At 63.0% G+C, this 17,933-nt stretch carries 18 protein-coding genes and 1 pseudogene; 13 read left to right on the top strand and 6 right to left on the bottom strand.

The window, feature by feature from the left end; genetic code table 11:
* Positions 1-277: 277 nt before the first annotated feature.
* The 12 genes from ACWTU8_RS15100 (at position 278) to ACWTU8_RS15045 (ending at position 11,233) form a co-directional block, all read left to right on the top strand.
* Entirely contained in the window at positions 278-1,045 is a 768-nt protein-coding gene (locus tag ACWTU8_RS15100) for an SDR family NAD(P)-dependent oxidoreductase (protein ID WP_455848786.1), read from the top strand.
* Positions 1,042-1,998 carry a 2-dehydro-3-deoxygalactonokinase gene (locus ACWTU8_RS15095; protein WP_455848785.1) on the top strand — a complete coding sequence of 319 codons (957 nt, stop codon included), beginning with the start codon at positions 1,042-1,044 and terminating at the stop codon, positions 1,996-1,998. The genes ACWTU8_RS15100 and ACWTU8_RS15095 overlap by 4 nt, the downstream gene beginning before the upstream one ends.
* Positions 1,995-2,636, top strand: coding sequence for a 2-dehydro-3-deoxy-6-phosphogalactonate aldolase (locus ACWTU8_RS15090; protein ID WP_455848784.1), 642 nt, complete (start codon positions 1,995-1,997; stop codon positions 2,634-2,636). The genes ACWTU8_RS15095 and ACWTU8_RS15090 overlap by 4 nt, the downstream gene beginning before the upstream one ends.
* A complete protein-coding gene (locus ACWTU8_RS15085; protein WP_455848783.1) occupies positions 2,633-3,514 on the top strand; it encodes an SMP-30/gluconolactonase/LRE family protein in 882 nt (293 codons plus the stop codon). Before ACWTU8_RS15090 ends, ACWTU8_RS15085 begins: the two co-directional genes overlap by 4 nt.
* A gap of 178 nt (positions 3,515-3,692) precedes the next feature.
* Positions 3,693-4,763, top strand: a complete 1,071-nt coding sequence (locus ACWTU8_RS15080; protein ID WP_455848782.1) for a D-alanine:D-lactate ligase-like protein — start codon at positions 3,693-3,695, stop codon at positions 4,761-4,763.
* Between the two features lie 113 nt (positions 4,764-4,876).
* Positions 4,877-5,545 (top strand): helix-turn-helix domain-containing protein, encoded by a 669-nt coding sequence (locus ACWTU8_RS15075; RefSeq protein ID WP_455848781.1) that lies wholly within the window; start codon positions 4,877-4,879, stop codon positions 5,543-5,545.
* 30 nt (positions 5,546-5,575) lie between these two features.
* Positions 5,576-6,646 carry an extracellular solute-binding protein gene (locus ACWTU8_RS15070; protein ID WP_455848780.1) on the top strand — a complete coding sequence of 357 codons (1,071 nt, stop codon included), beginning with the start codon at positions 5,576-5,578 and terminating at the stop codon, positions 6,644-6,646.
* Between the two features lie 10 nt (positions 6,647-6,656).
* A complete protein-coding gene (locus ACWTU8_RS15065) occupies positions 6,657-7,547 on the top strand; it encodes an ABC transporter permease (protein ID WP_455848779.1) in 891 nt (296 codons plus the stop codon).
* The gene (locus tag ACWTU8_RS15060) at positions 7,547-8,332 is read left to right on the top strand and encodes an ABC transporter permease (protein ID WP_455848778.1); all 786 of its coding nucleotides are present in this window, start codon (positions 7,547-7,549) and stop codon (positions 8,330-8,332) included. The genes ACWTU8_RS15065 and ACWTU8_RS15060 overlap by 1 nt, the downstream gene beginning before the upstream one ends.
* A gap of 1 nt (position 8,333) precedes the next feature.
* Positions 8,334-9,443 carry an ABC transporter ATP-binding protein gene (locus ACWTU8_RS15055; RefSeq protein WP_029347846.1) on the top strand — a complete coding sequence of 370 codons (1,110 nt, stop codon included), beginning with the start codon at positions 8,334-8,336 and terminating at the stop codon, positions 9,441-9,443.
* A gap of 24 nt (positions 9,444-9,467) precedes the next feature.
* Entirely contained in the window at positions 9,468-10,853 is a 1,386-nt protein-coding gene (locus ACWTU8_RS15050) for an NAD(P)/FAD-dependent oxidoreductase (protein ID WP_455848777.1), read from the top strand.
* Positions 10,854-10,879: 26 nt separating this feature from the next.
* A complete protein-coding gene (locus tag ACWTU8_RS15045) occupies positions 10,880-11,233 on the top strand; it encodes a cupin domain-containing protein (protein WP_455848776.1) in 354 nt (117 codons plus the stop codon).
* Between the two features lie 60 nt (positions 11,234-11,293).
* On the opposite strand, the gene ACWTU8_RS15040 is transcribed toward ACWTU8_RS15045, so the two are convergent.
* The 6 genes from ACWTU8_RS15040 to dnaK form a co-directional block, all read right to left on the bottom strand.
* Positions 11,294-11,581, bottom strand: coding sequence for a DUF1330 domain-containing protein (locus ACWTU8_RS15040; protein WP_029347841.1), 288 nt, complete (start codon positions 11,579-11,581; stop codon positions 11,294-11,296).
* Positions 11,582-11,598: 17 nt separating this feature from the next.
* Entirely contained in the window at positions 11,599-12,282 is a 684-nt protein-coding gene (gene pyrF / locus ACWTU8_RS15035) for an orotidine-5'-phosphate decarboxylase (protein ID WP_455848775.1), read from the bottom strand.
* Positions 12,283-12,302: 20 nt separating this feature from the next.
* Positions 12,303-12,899, bottom strand: a complete 597-nt coding sequence (locus ACWTU8_RS15030) for an NADPH-dependent FMN reductase (RefSeq protein WP_029347838.1) — start codon at positions 12,897-12,899, stop codon at positions 12,303-12,305.
* Between the two features lie 59 nt (positions 12,900-12,958).
* Entirely contained in the window at positions 12,959-13,564 is a 606-nt protein-coding gene (pmtA, locus tag ACWTU8_RS15025) for a phospholipid N-methyltransferase PmtA (protein ID WP_455848774.1), read from the bottom strand.
* 142 nt (positions 13,565-13,706) lie between these two features.
* Complete coding sequence (gene dnaJ, locus ACWTU8_RS15020) at positions 13,707-14,837, bottom strand: molecular chaperone DnaJ (RefSeq protein WP_455848773.1); 1,131 nt, start codon at positions 14,835-14,837, stop codon at positions 13,707-13,709.
* Between the two features lie 210 nt (positions 14,838-15,047).
* Entirely contained in the window at positions 15,048-16,964 is a 1,917-nt protein-coding gene (dnaK, locus tag ACWTU8_RS15015; RefSeq protein WP_455848772.1) for a molecular chaperone DnaK, read from the bottom strand.
* 511 nt (positions 16,965-17,475) lie between these two features.
* On the opposite strand from dnaK, the pseudogene ACWTU8_RS15010 reads away from it, so the two are divergent.
* A pseudogene (locus ACWTU8_RS15010) lies at positions 17,476-17,745 on the top strand (hypothetical protein); the annotation flags it as partial.
* Positions 17,746-17,933: the final 188 nt, after the last annotated feature.

The raw sequence follows: 17,933 nt of genomic DNA, 5'->3' as shown, positions 1-17,933 counted from the left end.
AAAGCGAGGCTGTGCGTGCGCTCGATGCCTTCGTGGGGTTGGCCGCCGCTGCAAGGATGCGTAGTGGGGCGTGATCGTCTTTTTGTCTGACATAAGCCTCGGGAATCGGTTTTTCTCCCTTGCTCCCCCGACCGGGCTGGCTAGGATGCGCGCCGACTGAGCCTACAGCGCCGCGCGTCCTTTTGGACGCGCAAAGGACGCTATAGCACTTTGATTTTGCGCATGATCCTTTCCGAAATCGAAACCGATTTCCGGGGTCATGCGCAGGGAGAAAAAAATGATGCCATCGGCACGCTTTGCCGACCTTCAAGGTGCCTCGGTGCTGATCACCGGCGGCGGCTCCGGCATCGGCGCGGCGCTGACCGAGGGCTTTGCCCGCCAGGGAGCGAAGGTCGCCTTCATCGACATCGCCGACCGCCCGAGCCTTGCGCTGGCCGACCGCATCGAGAAGGATCTCGGCCGCCGGCCTCTCTATCTCACGACAGACATACGCGATGTCGAGGCGCTGCGGGCTTCAGCCGCCAAGGCGGCCGAAGCGCATGGCGACGTCACCGTGCTGGTCAACAATGCAGCACTTGATGATCGCCACGCAGTGGAAGATGTCACCGTGGAATTCTGGGACAACAACCAGGCGGTCAACCTGCGTCCGCATTTCTTCTCCGCACAGGCGGTAGCGCCGGGCATGAAGCGCGCCGGCGGCGGCTCGATCATCAACTTCACGTCGACGTCCTTTCTGATCAACCACCCCGACATGCCGGCCTATACCGCCGCCAAGGCCGGCATCGTCGGCCTGACCAAGGGGCTTGCCGGCAAGCTCGGCGCCGACGGCATTCGCGTCAATGCGATCGCACCCGGCTGGGTGATCACCGAGCGGCAGAAGGAGCTCTGGGTCACCGAACAGGCGCTCGCCGCCCACGTTGCCAAGCAATGCATCAAGCAGGTGATGCAGCCGGAAGACATTGTCGGCACGGTGCTGTTCCTGGCGTCGGACGCTTCGCGGATGCTGACCGCACAGATGTTGATCGTCGATGGGGGCTTCCTGTGAGCCCAGGATTTCCGAACAAGGCGCCGGCCGTTGCCGCCGTCGATTGGGGCACAACCCGTCTCAGGGTCTGGCTGATCGATGAGGCCGGAAACGTCCTTGCCGAGCGCCGCGGCGACGACGGGCTGATCACCGCGCAGGCCGCCGGGTTTTCGATCATCCTCGAAGGACATCTGGCGGCGATGGGCGCGCCGGAAGCGATGCCTGTCATCATCTGCGGCATGGCCGGCTCGCGCCAGGGCTGGCTGGAGGCGCCCTATGTCACCGTGCCGGCGCCGATCGGCGCCATCCTGGCCGGTGCGGCGCGCATATCCGGCCAGCGCCGCGACATCCGTATCGTGCCGGGCCTTGCCCAGCGCCAGGCCGATGCGCCCGACGTCATGCGCGGCGAGGAAACGCAGCTTGCCGGCGCTGGCATTCCGGCAAAAGGCCGTCATCTCGTCTGCATGCCCGGGACCCATTCGAAATGGGTTTTGGTCGAGGACGGCGCTGTTGCCGGTTTCGGCACGTGGCCGACCGGCGAGCTGTTTTCGGTGCTGGCGGCGCATTCGATCCTGCGCCATTCGCTGGGCGAGCAGCCCCAGCCGGTTGCACCAGGCAATCCGTTTTTCCGGCGCTGGTGCGAGCAAGCGCTTGCCGACGGCGGCGATGTCACGTCGAGACTGTTCTCGATCCGCGCCGCTGGCCTGCTTCAGGACCTGAAGCCCGACGATGCCGCTGCTTGCCTGTCCGGCCTGCTGATCGGCGGCGAGATCGCCTCGGCCAGCCGGCGCTATGGGAAAGGCGGGTCGGTCGTGCTGGTCGCTTCCGGCGCGCTCGGCGCGCTGTACACAGAGGCGCTCGGCCTTGCTGGACTCGCGGTTCGGACCGTCGATGCCGACGAGGCGGTGCGTGCGGGCCTGATCGAGGCGGCGCGCGAAAATGGCATGATTGCTGGAAGCGGAGTTGCCGCATGACCGAGACCGCACCATTTCCCAGGCTCGAGCGCGGGCTTGTCGCCATCTTGCGCGGCCTCAAGCCGGACGAGGCGGTGGCCATTGGCCGGGCGATCTTCGAGGCCGGCATCGAAGCGATCGAAGTGCCGCTCAATTCGCCGGACCCGTTTTCCTCCATCGCGAGGATTGTTGATGCGCTGCCGGCGACGGCACTGGTCGGCGCCGGGACTGTGCTGACCGCGGCCGATGTCGACGGATTGCAAAAGGCCGGCGGGCGGCTGCTGGTCAGCCCCAACATCGATGCCGAGGTCATGGGTCGCGCGATGAATTACGGCATGGTGACGATGCCCGGCGTTTTCACCCCGACCGAGGCCTTCCAGGCGGTCCGGCTCGGCGCCTCGGCGCTGAAATTTTTCCCGGCCAGCGTGCTCGGCGCGGCCGGCATCGCGGCGATGCGCGCGGTTTTGCCTTCCGATATGCTGGTCGGCGCGGTCGGTGGCGTGTCGGAAAAGGACTTTGCCGGCTACAAAGCTGCTGGCGTCGGCGTCTTCGGCCTCGGCTCCAGCTTGTTCAAGCCTGGTATGAACGTGGATGAGGTGGCAACGCGGGCACAGGCCGCAGTCGTCGCCTGGGATGCGGCGTTTGGAGCAGTGCGATGAACGAAGCCATCGTTTCTGTTCTTTCCGACCATGTCTGCCAGCTCGGCGAAGGCCCGAGCTATGACCCCGCCAATGATACGCTCTACTGGTTCGACATCGTCAACGGCCAGCTTCTGGAAAAGCACCTTTCCGGCGGTGCGGTCAAAATCCACGAGCTTGGCCAGATGGCCAGCGCCATCGCCGTCATCGATGACAACAGACAATTGATCGCTACCGAAACCGGCCTGCATGTCCGCGACGTCGCGACCGGCAAGATGACGCTGCACACGGCGATCGAGGCCGACAATCCGGTGACGCGCTCGAATGATTCGCGCGTCCATCCCTGCGGCGCCTTGTGGGTCGGCACGATGGGTAAGGGCGAGGAAAAGGCCGCCGGCTCGATCTACTGGTTCTTCAAGGGGGAGCTGCGTCGGCTCTATTCGGACATCACCGTCTCGAACTCGATCTGCTTTTCCGAGGACGGAACGGTCGCCTGTTACACCGATACCAGCACCGGCCTGTTGATGCGCGTCGCCTGCAATCCAGCGACCGGCCTGCCGGTCGGCGAACCGAAGATATTCGTCGATCATCGCAAGGCCAAGGGCTATATCGACGGTTCGGTGCTCGATCGCGACGGTGTTCTTTGGAACGCCTGCTGGGGCGGCAGCGTCATCGAAGCCTACGGGCCTGATGGCAAGCTCATCCGTTCGGTCGCGGTGCCGGTGACGCAACCGTCTTGCCCGGCCTTTGTCGGCAGGAATGCCGACCGGCTGGCGGTGACTTCAGCCTGGTCGGGCAAGGATGAGAAGCAGCGCCTGCTGGACCCGCAAGCCGGCATGACATTTCTGCTCGACATTCCAGTCAACGGCCGCATCGAGCCGCGCGTGCTGATCGCCTAGACCATGATCCCGAACCTTTGGTTCGGAAAAGATCATGGTCAAACAAGAAGATCGCACTAGCACTGTCGTGCAGGCGTCCGGCTGACGTCGGTTTTCCGCGAAGGCCTGATACATTCGCCGTGCGATGGTAGGCAATCGCGCTGCCAGGACCCGTTCATCCCCGGGAATCGTTCATCCCATGTCAAGCCGCAAGCCGAAGCTGATCCTTGTCTACGAGCCGGAAAAGGCTTGCTTCGACCGGCTGGTCGCCGATGGCCACGTGGCGGCGCGCGCCGCCGAAATCGCCTCCTATCTGGCGCAATCGACCGACATCGCCTCTGAGTTCGATGCGCTGGCCGCAGCCTGCCTGACACGCGGGCTGTCCTTTGTTGCAGTGGCGCTCGACGATGCCGCGAGCGCTCTCGCCGGCGAGGGCCCAAAGTCCACGCTTGTCTGGACGCTGACCGACGGCATCGCCTATTTCCGTGGCGGCGCCGCACCTGCTTTGGCACGGCTGAATGGCCTGAAGGTGATCGGTGCCGATGACGCGCTGTTTGCGCTGTGCCAGGACAAGTTCCGCTCCGGCGCCGTGCTCGGTGCACTCGGCCTGCCGGTGCCGCAATCCGGTTTGGCCCGCGACGGTCATTGGCTGGTCGAGCCACCGGCTTCGCCGGCAGGCTGGTTTGTCAAGCCGAACCGGCTCGGCGCCAAGATCGGCATCTGGCCGGACTCGCGCTGTGCCGATCTCGGCCATGCGCTGGAACTTAGCCGGCGTGTGTTCGCGGCCTATCGCGACGACGTCGTCGTGCAGCCCTATGTAGCCGGGCGCAATGTGCGCACGAGCTATCTCGGCCTGAAGCCGGACACCGGCGTCGAGGCGCTCGGCGTCGCCTTTGTCGATTCGGGCGGTGATTTCCAGACCATGGCAGACAGCCTGGCGCTCTATGGCGACACCGGCGAGGCTGCCAGGGAGGCGGGGACATACGCCGAGCCCGAGCTGCTGCCGGTCGCCGCCAGCCAGCCGCGAGCCGATGCAAAGATCCGACGGATCGCGCAAAGCCTGATGACCGGGCTCGGCCTGCGAGATGTATTTTCCATCGATTTCCGGGTCGAAGCCGACGACAGCGTCCATCTCATCGAATTCGAGGTCTGCCCCGGCCTGCCCTGCTTCGATTTCCGCGCCTATTGCCGCACGCAATGGGAGATGGGCCTCGCCGATGCGATGGCCGAGACCGCGGCGAGCCGTTTTAACCGAATGGCCGCGTCCTGAGCAGAAATTCTGCGTGAAGCTGCCCCCGGCGACCCAGGATCGTATCGTATCTCCACAAATCACTTGCCTTCCGGCACCTCACTTAATAGGGTGTTAAGTGAAGGAGGCACTCGGTGAAAGTCGACCTTGCGACATCCCCGGGCGTGGCCGCGCCGGCAGCGGCGGACGCGGACAAGGCGAAGCATGTCGGTGGGCGGATCAAGGCCATTCGCACGGCCCGACGCATTTCGCTTCGCCAGCTGGCCGACATGGTCGGCACGACGGCGAGCTTCATCAGCCAGCTCGAGCGCAATCTGAGCGGCGCCAGCGCCAGCACTCTGATGCGGATCGCGGCTGCGTTGGATCTCGGCATCAACGACCTGTTCGAGCAGACCGAAGGTGGGTTCCACAAGGTGCTCACCAGAGGCGACCGCCCCCTGCTGCCGATCAGCCACGGTTGTCGAAAGACCTTGCTGTCGCGGCGGCCGATCCATGAATTCGAGGTTTATTCGGGGGATTTCGACGTCGGCGGTTCGACCGGTAACGATGCTTACACGCATGGCGGCAAGCACGAGATGTTCGTCGTTCTGAAGGGAACAGTCGAGCTGACGCTGGCAGACGAGCGCTTCGTCATGAACGAGGGCGACAGCATCGAATACGCAACCTCGACGCCGCATCGCACGGCAAACATCGGCAAGACGCCGGCGCAGGTGCTCTGGATCATCGCGCCCCCAACCAGCGGCGCGGCGGAACTCAATCGATACACGCCCGGACAAGGCTCGCAGCCGGGCGAACCGAACTAATGCGGGTGCACATAAATGGGAGATAAAACTATGAAGATCAAGATCGGACAGGTGGCCGCACTCGGGCTGTTGATGATCACCACCGCAGCGCTTGCACAGAGCAAGCCCGTGGCGGGCGAGGTGGCCGAGGGCTCGCTGAAGGGCAAGACGCTTACCTTCGTCTCGTATGGAGGCATTTACCAGGATGGTCAGATCGCCGCGCTGAAGGAGTTCGTCGACAAGTCCGGAGTGACGCTGCTCAGCGACGGGCCAACCGAAATCTCGAAACTGCAGGCGCAGGTCGAGTCCGGCAATGGCACCTGGGACGTTGTCGATACCGGCGATTTCCCGCCCTACGTCTATTGCGGCAAGCTGTTCCAGAAGCTGGACTTCTCGAAGATCGATACGTCCAACATTCCGGAGGGCCAGATCAGCGAATGCAGTGTGCCGGCCATGAATTATGGCGTGGTGCTGATGTACAACACCGAAAAGTACAAGGATAACCCGCCCAAGAGCTGGAAGGATTTCTTCGACATCGAGAAATTCCCGGGCTCGCGCGCTCTGGAGGGCAGCGGCGATCTCTCCGGCGGCATGATCGAGCAGGCATTGCTCGCCGCCGGCGGATCGGTGGAAAACATGACGGTTGCCGATATCGACAAGGCGATCGAGAAGGTGAGGTCGCTCGGTCCGGACACCATCTTCTGGAAGACCGGAGCCGATTCCCAGCAGCTCGCCGAATCCGGCGAAGCCGACATGATCGCGATGTGGACCGGACGTGCCATGACTGCGGTGAAGAACGGCGCGAAGTACACGCCGGCGTGGCAGGACTGGCTGGTCGTGATGGACCAGATGACCATTCCGATGGGCGTCAAGGACCCCGACGCGGCGCATGCGCTGATCAACGCCTATGTCGGCAAGAGCGCGCAGGAGACGCTTGCAAAAACCACCTCGTATACCCCGATCCACAAGGACGCGAAGCCCGAAGTGGACGAGATCACAGCGGCGTTCATGACCAACACGCCGGACAAGCTGAAGCTCGGTTACCAGCAGAACATCAAGTTCTGGGTGGAGAACTTCGAGGTGGCGAACGAAAAGTGGAACGCGTTGATGGCGGGCAACTAGGTCCGCCACCGTGGCAACGAGAGCAATCGACAGCCGGAACACTGTTCCGGCTGTCGCCGCAGACGACCGGCGGCGCTGGTTTCGTGGACAGGCTTTCTGGCTCGTCGCGCCGGCGCTGCTGCTGCTCGTCATCTGCCTGGGTCTGCCGCTCGCCATCGTTACCTTGCGCAGCTTTTCCGAGCCGCAATGGGGATGGCAGAACTATGCCTGGTTCTTCGGCACACCGGTCAATCTGACCGTACTTCAGCGGACCTTCGCGATCTCCGCCTGGGTGACGCTGGTATGTCTCATTGCCGGCTATCCCTATGCTTATGTGATGACCGCAGTCGGGCCCAAGATGCGGCTCGTTCTCATCCTGTGCGTGCTGGTGCCGTTCTGGGTGAGCGGTGTGGTGCGCACCCTGGCATGGGTCATCCTTTTGCAGGATTCCGGCGTGATCAACTCCGTCATCCGGGCAGTCGGCCTTGGTCCGGTCAAGCTGATCCGCACGCAGACAGGCGTGGTGATCGGCATGGCGCAGGTGCTGCTGCCGTTCATGATCCTGCCGCTCTATTCGGTGATGAAAACGATCGACCTGCGGCTCATGCAGGCGGCACGGAGCCTCGGCGCGAGCCCGGCGCGCGCCTTTGCCCAGGTTTATCTGCCGCTCTCGCTTCCCGGCGTCTACGCAGGCGCCATCATCGTGTTCATTCTTGCGCTCGGGTTCTACATCACCCCCGCGCTGCTCGGCGGTCCGCGTTCGACCATGCTCTCGACCCTGATCCAGAACCAGGTGCTCAGCCTGCTCAACTGGGGCCGCGGCGGTGCGATGGGCGTGGTGCTGTTGATCGCGACCTTCGTCCTGCTCGCGCTCGCAGCACCGCTGTCGCGGCAACCGCACAAGACGGGCTCGAGACGCTGATGAAACAGCCCGGTCGAATCCTGCTCGGTCTGTACTGCCTGCTCGTCGCGGGATGGCTGGTCGCACCGACAATCGTCGTCGTGCCGATGTCGTTCAACGACAAGAAGTCGCTGGCCTTTCCGCCATCCGGCTTTACCTGGCAGTGGTACCAGAACTTTTTCACCAACCCCGAATGGTCGGCGAGCCTGGTCGGTTCGCTCAAGGTCGCCGTTGTCACGGCGGTGTTCGCCACCGTCATCGGCACGCTGGCGGCATTCGGCCTCGATCGCATGAAAAGCCGCGTCAGCGGCGTGCTGCGCGCGCTGCTGATCACGCCAATGGTCGTGCCGGGGGTGGTGCTCGCCGTTGGAATCTATGCGGTCTATCTCGATACGCGGTTGGTCGGCACCATGACCGGCTTCGTGCTTGCCCACACCATGCTCGCCGTTCCTTTCGTCATCATCGCCGTCTCCGCCAGCCTGGAAGTCTTCGACAAACGGCTGGAAACTGCTGCGGCCAGCCTCGGCGCAACCCGGCTGACGGCGTTCAGGACGGTGACGTTGCCGCTGATCGCGCCGGGCATCCTGTCGGGCCTGCTGTTTGCGTTCGTCACCTCATTCGACGAGATCATCGTCGCGCTGTTCATCACCAGCCCTTATCTGAAGACACTGCCGGTCCAGATATTCTCGAGCATTACCCGGGACGCCGATCCCACCGTTGCGGCGGTGGGCACGCTGCTCTTCATCACGACGTCGCTGGTGATCGGGGCGGGGCTGTTGATCGGTTCGAGACAGGGAAGACGTTGACATGGCCTCACCATCGACTCGCGGCGCAGCCATCGATCTCAAATCCGTCAGCAAACACTATGGCAGCTTCATCGCTCTCGATAAAGTCTCGCTAGGCATCAAGCCGGGGGAGTTCATGACGCTGCTTGGGCCCAGCGGTTCGGGCAAGACGACCACGCTCAACGTCATCGCCGGCTTCACCGAGGTCAGTTCGGGTTCGCTTGATGTCGGCGGCAAGAGCGTCATCGGCGTACCGGCGCATAAACGCAACATCGGCGTGGTCTTCCAGCACTACGCGCTGTTTCCTCACATGACGGTCAGCAGGAACGTCGCTTATCCCCTGACCTTGCGCGGCATCGCCAATCCCGATCGCGAGGCCCGGGTGCGCAAGGCGCTGGACATGGTGAAGATGGCGGATTTCGGCCACCGCTTCCCCAGCGAGCTCTCCGGCGGTCAGCAGCAGCGCGTCGCACTGGCGCGTGCCATCGTATTCGATCCACCGCTGCTTCTGATGGACGAGCCGCTCGGCGCGCTCGACAAGAAGCTGCGTGAATGGCTGCAGCTCGAAATCAAACGGATCCACCGCGAATTGGGCACCACCTTCGTTTATGTCACGCACGACCAGGAGGAGGCCCTGGTCCTCTCGGACCGCATCGCCGTGTTCAACCAGGGACGCATCGAGCAGATCGGCACCGGTCGCCAGCTCTACGACGAGCCCGAGACCTTGTTCGTAGGAAAATTCGTCGGCGACTCGACGATACTGCGCGGCGCAGCCTCCACCTCCGGGAACGAGACCGCCATTGACATAGAAGGGCGGAAAGTGGCTGCCGCCAAACGCCTTGCCGACGGCGCCAAACCCGTGATGCTGCTGCGGCCGGAGAAGCTGAGCCTCGCCAGACGGGGGAAGGGCGGACAGGGTCGAAACACCCTGCCCGGGCGCATCGGCGAGGCCATCTACCTCGGATCGGGCTCCAAATACGAGGTCGTGCTGGCCGACACCTCCAAGGCGATCGTGCGCTCTACGCTGGACGCCGAGACCTTCGCCATCGGCGACGAGGTTGATCTCGTATTCGCGGGCAGCGACGTGAAGCTGTTGGCGGACGACGAAAACGCCGATTTCACGCTGACCTGAATCCTACCTGGGAAAATCTCGACAATGGACGTGAAGAAGAACGGCGACGTTTCATTCTGGTATGCCGACATCGGCGGCGTGCCCGGCTATCGGCCGCCGCTGCAGGGCGATATCATGGCCGACGTCTGCATCGTCGGCGCCGGCTATACCGGCCTTTGGACCGCCTATTATCTGAAGCAGGCAGCGCCCCACCTCAACATTGTCATCGTCGAGAAGGAGTTCGCCGGATTCGGTGCTTCGGGACGCAATGGCGGCTGGCTGTCCGGCGGGTTCTCATGGTCGCGCGAAAAATATGAGAAGGCATCGTCGCGCGCTGGAGTCGTTGCCATGCAGGCGGCAATGATGGGCACGGTCGACGAGGTCATATCGGTCGCGCAAACCGAAGGCATCGACGCCGACATTCGCCGCACCGACGAACTGCTGGTCGCAACCAACGAGGCGCAGGAGCAGCGCGCCAAGGCAATGTATGCCCATGCCAGATCCTGGGAGCTGACTGACGAACGTGTGGGGTATATCGATGCAGCCGAGATGCGTCGGCGCATAGCGGTGCACAACGCGCGCGGCGCCTTCGTCATCAAGAAGGTTGCGCGGGTTCAGCCCGCAAAGCTAGTGCAGGGGCTCGCCAAGGCAGTGGAGCGCCTCGGTGTGCCGATCTATGAACAGACAACCGTGCTGTCGATCGAAAAAGGCAAGGTCACAACCAGCCGAGGCGTGGTGCGCGCGGAAAAGATCGTGCGGGCGACCGAGGGTTTCACTGCGGGAATTGCCGGCCACGAGAGACTTTGGTTGGCGCTCAACAGCGCCATCGTGGTCACCGAGCCGTTGTCCGACAAGCTGTGGAGCGAAATCGGCTGGGATGGCTACGAGGTGCTCGGCGACGCCGCACACACATACTGCTACGCGCAGCGCACCCGGGAAGGACGCATTGCCATGGGCGGGCGCGGGGTGCCTTATCGCTTCGGCTCGAAAACCGACCTTCGAGGCGTCACCCAGCAGGCGACGATCGACAAGCTGCACAAGATCCTGACGACGCTTCTGCCGCAGACCAAGGGGCTCAAGCTCGACCATGCGTGGTGTGGAACGCTCGGCGTGCCGCGGGACTGGTGCACGACAGTGGGCTTTGACAAGGAGACCGGAATAGGCTGGGCAGGTGGCTATGTCGGCCTCGGCGTTTCCACCTCGAACCTCTCGGGACGCACATTGAGGGATCTTCTGCTGGACAACGACACCGAGCTAACCCGGCTTCCCTGGGTCAATCGAACCGTGCGCAAGTGGGAGCCAGAGCCGCTGCGCTGGCTGGGCGTCCATTCGATGTATCAGCTCTATCGGATTGCCGACGAGCGGGAAGCAAAGGGGCTGCCGCGCACATCGCGGCTAGCGGCCCTGGCAGACCGCATCACCGGGCATTGAACCGCACCACCTCGAGGAGATACAGCATGATCGACTTCAAGACCTTCGCCCACCTTGCGCATATCGACCTCGGTGAGCCCCAGCCGAAACCCACCTCGGTGGAAGGCGTTCAGCTGGAAGCAGCCAACACCCTCTGGGCTTCGGATGATGGCAAGATCGAAGTCGGTGTCTGGGAATGTTCGCAGGGCCGGTTCACCGCGCGCCGCGACACGAATTCCGAGATCTGCCACATCGTCTCAGGCCGCGTGACGCTGCACGGTCCCGAGGGCGCGGCCAAAAACGTCGGACCCGGCGAATTGCTTGTTCTGCCGCTTGGCTGGCAGGGCGAATGGACCATCCACGAGAAAACGCGCAAGCTTTACATCCTGCATTCAGTTTGATCGCTGCAGGTGCATGCTCGCCTGCATTTCCCATGAGACCACGCGCGCACGACGGTCGAACTAAACCCCTTCGACCAGCACGATCTCGCCGTCGGCTACTTTCTGGCGGATCGTCACGGCGCGTTGATACTCCGGCGAGTGATAGCAATCGTGCGCCGCAGCCAATGACGGAAACTCGATGATTACGTTGCGGTCTCGGCCCGGCCCTTCCGCCTTTTCATGCGCACCGCCTCGTGCCAGGAAAACGGCGCCGAAGCGATCGAAAGCCGGTTTGGCGGCAGTGACATAGTCCTTGTAGCCTTCCGCATCGCGCACATCGACGCGGGCGATCCAGTATCCCTTGGGCATGCTTCTTCTCCGAATTGTTAGGCCGAGCGCATTTCGTCAAGGATCGCTTCCGCAACCGCTCGCCTGTCGGCGGCGCCGACGATCGGCCGGCCGACGACGAGATGGCTGGAACCGTTGCGGATCGCCTGCGCCGGCGTCACCACGCGTTTCTGGTCGCCATGGTCGCTGCCCTTGGGCCGTATTCCCGGCGTGACGACGGCCATGTTGGGCCCGACGATCCGGCGCACCGCTTCCGCTTCCTCGGCCGAGCAGACGATGCCGCCCATGCCGGCATGCAGCGCCTGTTCGGAGCGCCTCAGCACCAGCGTATGCGGGTCATGTTCATAGCCGGCGTCGATCACGTCCTGCTCGTCCATCGAGGTCAGCACGGTGACGCCAAGCAGGCAAAGATCGCTGCCCCTGGCGGCCTCGACCGCTGCCTTCATCGTCTTCGGATAGGCGTGCAGCGTCAGCATGGTCATGCCCATCCTGGCAATGGCCTCGACACCCTTGGCTACCGTGTTGTCGATGTCGAGCAGCTTCATGTCGAGGAAGATCCTGGTGCCGCCGCTGGCGAGCTCGCGGGCGAAATCGAGGCCACCGGCGAAGGCGAGCTGGTAGCCGATCTTGTAGAAGGAGACGATCCCGTCGAGCTCACGCACCGCCTTCTCGGCGCCCTTCAGCGTCGGCACGTCGAGGCCGACGATCAGCCTGTCTTGCATGGTGCTGGCGCGCTCCTGGATCACGCCTCGATCCGCGTCGACAGCATGCGCGAGGTTTCGATCAGCGTGCGGCATAGGTGCTCCATCGATCTGTGCAGTCTCTCGTCCCTGAAATTTCCGTCCTCGTCGAAGGCGTTGCCGCCCTCCGGCACCGAGCATTCCGGCGTCACCACCTCCATCTTGCAGCGCACCAGCACGGCGCGCAGATGGTTGATGCAGCGTACCCCGGCGAAATGTCCTTTGGAAGACGAACAAAGGCCGGCGGGCTTGCCGGTGAACGGCCTGAACGACCGCCCGCCATCCATTCGCACGCGGCTCACCCAATCGATGGCGTTCTTGAGCAGCGGCGGGATCGAGCCGTTATATTCGGGCGTCGCGATCAGCAGCCCGTCATGGGCGGCGATCTGCCGGGCAAGCTTGATGGCGTTTTCAGGAATGCCTTTCTCCTTTTCCAGATCCTCGTCGAGAATCGGCAGCGGATAGTCGGCAAGCGAGATGCGGGTTACCTCGGCACCCTGCAGAGCGAGTTCCTTCTGCGCCACATCGGCGGTCCTGCCGCTGTAGGCGCCAGCGCGAATCGAACCTGCGAAGACGAGAATTTTCGGGATCACTGCCATTGGCCGTCATTGTCAGCCGACAGGTATAGGCCAGGCACGTCTCAAATACCAAATGCTGATCAATGCGCCGCGCGTCGGTAGATCCACAGCTGCGTTGGCGGGATGTTGCGGATGACGAAATGAAAATGCTTGACCGTGTAGTCGCCGCGGCCGGGCGGGATCGGCGACAGCGGGCCGTAGGTCAGCTGCACGATCGGGCGGCCTGTCGGGATGCGGTCGAGAAGGCTTTCGACATAGGCGATGCGCTGGGCGACCGGGAAATTGAGCAATGGCACGCCGGAGACGACCGAATCGAAGGTCAGGCTGCTCTTGTCGCCGAGTGTCGCATCGAGATTGAAGGCGTCGCCCTCGATGACGTTGACGCCGGGATAGAGCTGGCGCAGATGGCGCACGAAATCGGGCGAGTATTCGACTGCGTAGAGATTTTCAGGCTTTACGCCCTGGGCGAGGATGGCTCGGGTGATGACGCCGGTGCCAGGCCCGACTTCGAGCACCGGCAGGCCCGAGTTCGGGTTGACGACGGAGGCCATCTTGCGAGCCGTGGTGGAACTGGTCGGCACGATCGAACCGACCGCCTTCGGCTTGTCGATCCAGCCCTTGAAGAACTTCAGTTCGTCGTCGAACTTTTCCGCCAGCGCCTTTCGCAGTCCGGGACCGTGTGCCATGCAAGTTCTCCTGAACGCTCCCCCGAGAGGCTACTTAGCAGCTACGGGGTTCAAGGCAAGGCGGACTCCGGTATAAGATGTTGATGACGCTAGGGAAGCCTCGCCTTGATTGCACTCTACACCGGATTGGCGAGAATAGGCATCAGCGCTCGCCGAAGGTTTCGAAAAAGTCCTTCATGCGGGCGAAAAAGCCGCTCGACTGCGGCGAATTCTCCTTCGAGGAAACCTGCTCGAACTCCTCCAGCAACTCGCGCTGGCGGCGGGAAAGGTTTTGCGGCGTCTCGACCGCGGTCTGGATATAGAGGTCGCCGACATTGTGCTGGCGCAGCACCGGCATGCCCTTGCCCTTGAGGCGGAACTGGCGGCCGTTCTGGGTGCCTTCCGGCACTTTCACTTTCGTCTGGGTGCCGTCCAGCGTCGCCACCTCGAAGGAGCCGCCAAGTGCTGCCGTTGTCATCGAGATCGGCACCTTGCAGTAGAGATCGGCGCCGTCGCGCTGGAAGAATTCGTGAGGCTTGACCGCCAGGAAAATATAGAGGTCGCCCGACGGGCCGCCGCGCAGGCCGGCCTCGCCCTCATTGGCAAGGCGGATGCGGGTGCCGTCCTCGATACCGGCCGGGATGTTAACCGACAGCGAGCGCTCCTCGGTGACGCGGCCCTGGCCCGCGCATTTCGGGCACGGCTCCTTGATGGTCTGGCCACGCCCCTGGCATTGCGGACAGGTGCGCTCTATCGAGAAGAATCCTTGCGTGGCGCGCACCTTGCCATGGCCATTGCACATCGAGCAGGTGACGGGCTGGGTGCCGGGCTTGGCGCCACTGCCGGAGCATTCCGTGCAGGAGATCGACGCCGGCACGTGGATCTGCGCGGTCTTGCCGGTAAACGCCTCCTCCAGCGTGATTTCCATATTGTAGCGCAGGTCGGCGCCGCGCTCGCGGCCACCTGAGGAGCGGCGTTGGCGCCCGCCCATCATGTCGCCGAAAATATCCTCGAAGATGTCGGCGAAGCCGCCGGCGCCGAAGCCGTGTGCGCCGCCATTCATGCCGCCCTGTTCAAAGGCGGCGTGGCCGAAACGGTCGTAGGCCGCGCGTTTCTGCGGGTCCTTCAGCGTCTCGTAGGCTTCGTTGATTTCCTTGAACTTGTGCTCGCAGGAATGGTCGCCGGGATTGCGATCGGGATGGAACTGCATGGCGAGCTTGCGGAAAGCGCTCTTGAGCTCCTTCTCGTCGGCCCCCTTTTGCACACCCAACGTTTCGTAGAAATCAGCTTTCATCTTTTCCTGCAGTCCGGATATTCAACGTCCTGAAGCCTTGTTGCGTCGTTGCCGGCACGCTGTTCCGATTTAGGTGCGATGGCGCCTGGATGCCAGTGTCGACGCGGGCTTGCTCGCATTTTTCCGATCAAGCCCGCACTTTTTCGGCCAGAGTTGCAAAAAAGCCCGGCTTTGCGCCGGGCCTTCTGCGATAATCTGCCGTCAGGCCGCTCAGGCCGACTTCTTCTTGTCGTCGTCCTCGTTGATTTCCTCGAAATCGGCATCCACCACGTCGCTGTCCTTGGTGGCATCCGCCTTGGCGTCAGCCTCCGCGGCTTCCTTCTGCGAAGCTTCATACATAGCCTGGCCGAGCTTCATCGAGGCTTCGGCGAGCGCCTGGGTCTTGGCTTCGATCTCGGCCGCGTCATCGCCTTCGGCAGCGGTCTTCAGCGCCGCGATCGCATCGGCGATCGCCGTGCGGTCGGCCTCGGAAACCTTCTCGCCATACTCCTTCAGCGACTTCTCCGAGGAATGCACCAGCGCCTCGGCCTGGTTGCGGGCCTCGACCAGCGCGCGCCGCTTCTTATCGACCTCGGCATTGGCTTCGGCGTCCTTCACCATCTTCTCGATGTCGGCGTCCGAAAGGCCGCCAGACGCCTGGATGCGGATCTGGTGCTCCTTGCCGGTGCCTTTGTCCTTGGCCGAGACGTTGACGATGCCGTTGGCGTCGATATCGAACGTGACCTCGATCTGCGGCACGCCACGCGGCGCCGGCGGAATGCCGACTAGGTCGAACTGGCCGAGCGCCTTGTTGTCGGCGGCCATTTCACGCTCGCCCTGGAAGACGCGGATGGTCACGGCCGACTGTGAATCCTCGGCCGTCGAGAACACCTGGCTCTTCTTCGTCGGGATCGTCGTGTTGCGTTCGATCAGCCGCGTGAACACGCCACCCAGCGTCTCGATGCCAAGCGACAGCGGCGTCACGTCGAGCAGCAGCACGTCCTTGACGTCGCCCTGCAGCACGCCGGCCTGGATGGCGGCGCCCAATGCGACGACCTCATCCGGATTGACGCCCTTGTGCGGCTCCTTGCCGAAGAACTGCTTTACGATCTCCTGGATCTTGGGCATGCGGGTCATGCCGCCGACCAGGACGACCTCGTCGATTTCGCCGGCCTTGAGGCCGGCATCCTTGAGCGCCGCCTTGCAGGGATCGATCGTGCGCTGGACGAGATCCTCCACCAGGCTCTCGAACTTCGCCCGCGTCAGCTTCAGCGTCAGGTGCTTGGGACCGGTGGCATCGGCAGTGATGAAGGGCAGGTTGATCTCGGTCTGCGTCGTGGACGACAGCTCGATCTTGGCCTTTTCGGCTGCTTCCTTAAGGCGCTGAAGAGCGAGCTTGTCGCTCCGCAGATCGATGCCCTGTTCCTTCTTGAATTCGGCCGCCAGATATTCGACCAGACGCATGTCGAAATCCTCGCCGCCGAGGAAGGTGTCGCCATTGGTCGACTTCACCTCGAAGACGCCGTCGCCGATTTCGAGCACCGAAATGTCGAACGTACCGCCGCCAAGGTCATAGACGGCAATAGTCTTGCCTTCCTTCTTGTCGAGGCCGTAGGCAAGTGCGGCCGCGGTTGGCTCGTTGATGATGCGCAGAACTTCCAGGCCGGCGATCTTGCCGGCATCCTTGGTGGCCTGGCGCTGGGCATCGTTGAAATAGGCCGGAACGGTGATGACCGCCTTCTCGACCTTCTCGCCGAGATAGGCTTCCGCCGTTTCCTTCATCTTCTGCAGGATCATTGCCGAGATCTGGCTGGGCGACTGCTTCTTGCCGCCGGCCTCGACCCAGGCGTCGCCATTGTCGCCCTTGACGATCTTGTAGGGGACAAGCTTCTTGTCCTTTTCCGTCACCGGATCGTCATAGCGACGGCCGATCAGGCGCTTGACCGCGAAGATGGTGTTTTCGGGATTGGTGACCGCCTGGCGCTTGGCCGGCTGGCCGACGAGGCGCTCGCCGTCGCTGTTGATGGCGACGATGGAAGGGGTCGTGCGCGCGCCTTCCGCATTCTCGATGACCTTCGATTCCTTGCCGTCCATGATGGCGACGCAGGAGTTGGTGGTCCCCAGATCGATACCGATTACTTTTGCCATTTTTCTAATCTCTCCGCTAAGCAGGCTCTCAGGACCCGTACAGGCGTTCCGACGAAAGCCCCTGTTCACAAGAAATTCCGCTTCGGCAACCGCATTCCGGCGCCGAACGGCTTGGCGCGTATATAAGAACAGGCTGCGCGGCGCGCAAGCATTCTGCGCAAGGCATCCAACATCCTTTTCTTGGGCCGGCCGGGGTTCTCCGGCCATAGCTCCCATGAACCTTTCCGCGTCGGTTCGCGACTGACACCCAGATGCGCCGCGCAGTGCGGCCCTGAAAAGGAAAGGCCCATGACTGGAAATCCAGAGGCTCCGCGGTTTCCGGGAACTCGGTGCGACCACCGCTTTCGGGATCGGCTCGACGCGCTGGGCTTCCGCTGATTCCGTTGACCCACCATAAGAGCCGACGTATCGTGATTATGAGGAAGCAGACAATTCCATCAGGGAAAAACGTGCCGGAACGTCGCGCCTTGCCCTGATTTGCGCGGAAACGCCCGGATGTTTCTCCCGTCGCCCCCCGACACTTGCCGAACAGCTTGCCGGCGGCGGGCCGCTCGCCATGCACGGCGTGCAGATCACGCCGACGGCGCTGGTCAGGCCGGCCAACGTCCCGCCCTTCGGCTCATGGTTCGTCGACTTCGACGGCTATTTCGAAGACCCCGAGGTTGAAGCTCATGTCGGCGACGTCGAGGTCTGGCAGCCCTGCGAGGGCCGTGCCGGCTATTACGAGCAGATACCGGGCGGCGGTTACCTGCCGCCTTTCTATCCGCCCGACTTTCCGCCCCGGTGGCGTGCCTGCCGAGCAAAAGCAACGAATTCCACGACAGCAGAATCCGGCGCGCAACAGCATATTTAACTAACCATTCGCACCCACAAGACCCCGCCGGAGCAATCCGGCGGGTCTTGGTGCCGACATCTGACGCCATCGCGCCAGGAACAACCGGCTTCCCCTTTTCGGGATGATGGTCTAGC

This window comes from Mesorhizobium sp. BHbdii, from assembly GCF_053848045.1.
This window is presented reverse-complemented; position numbering and strand designations above follow the sequence as displayed.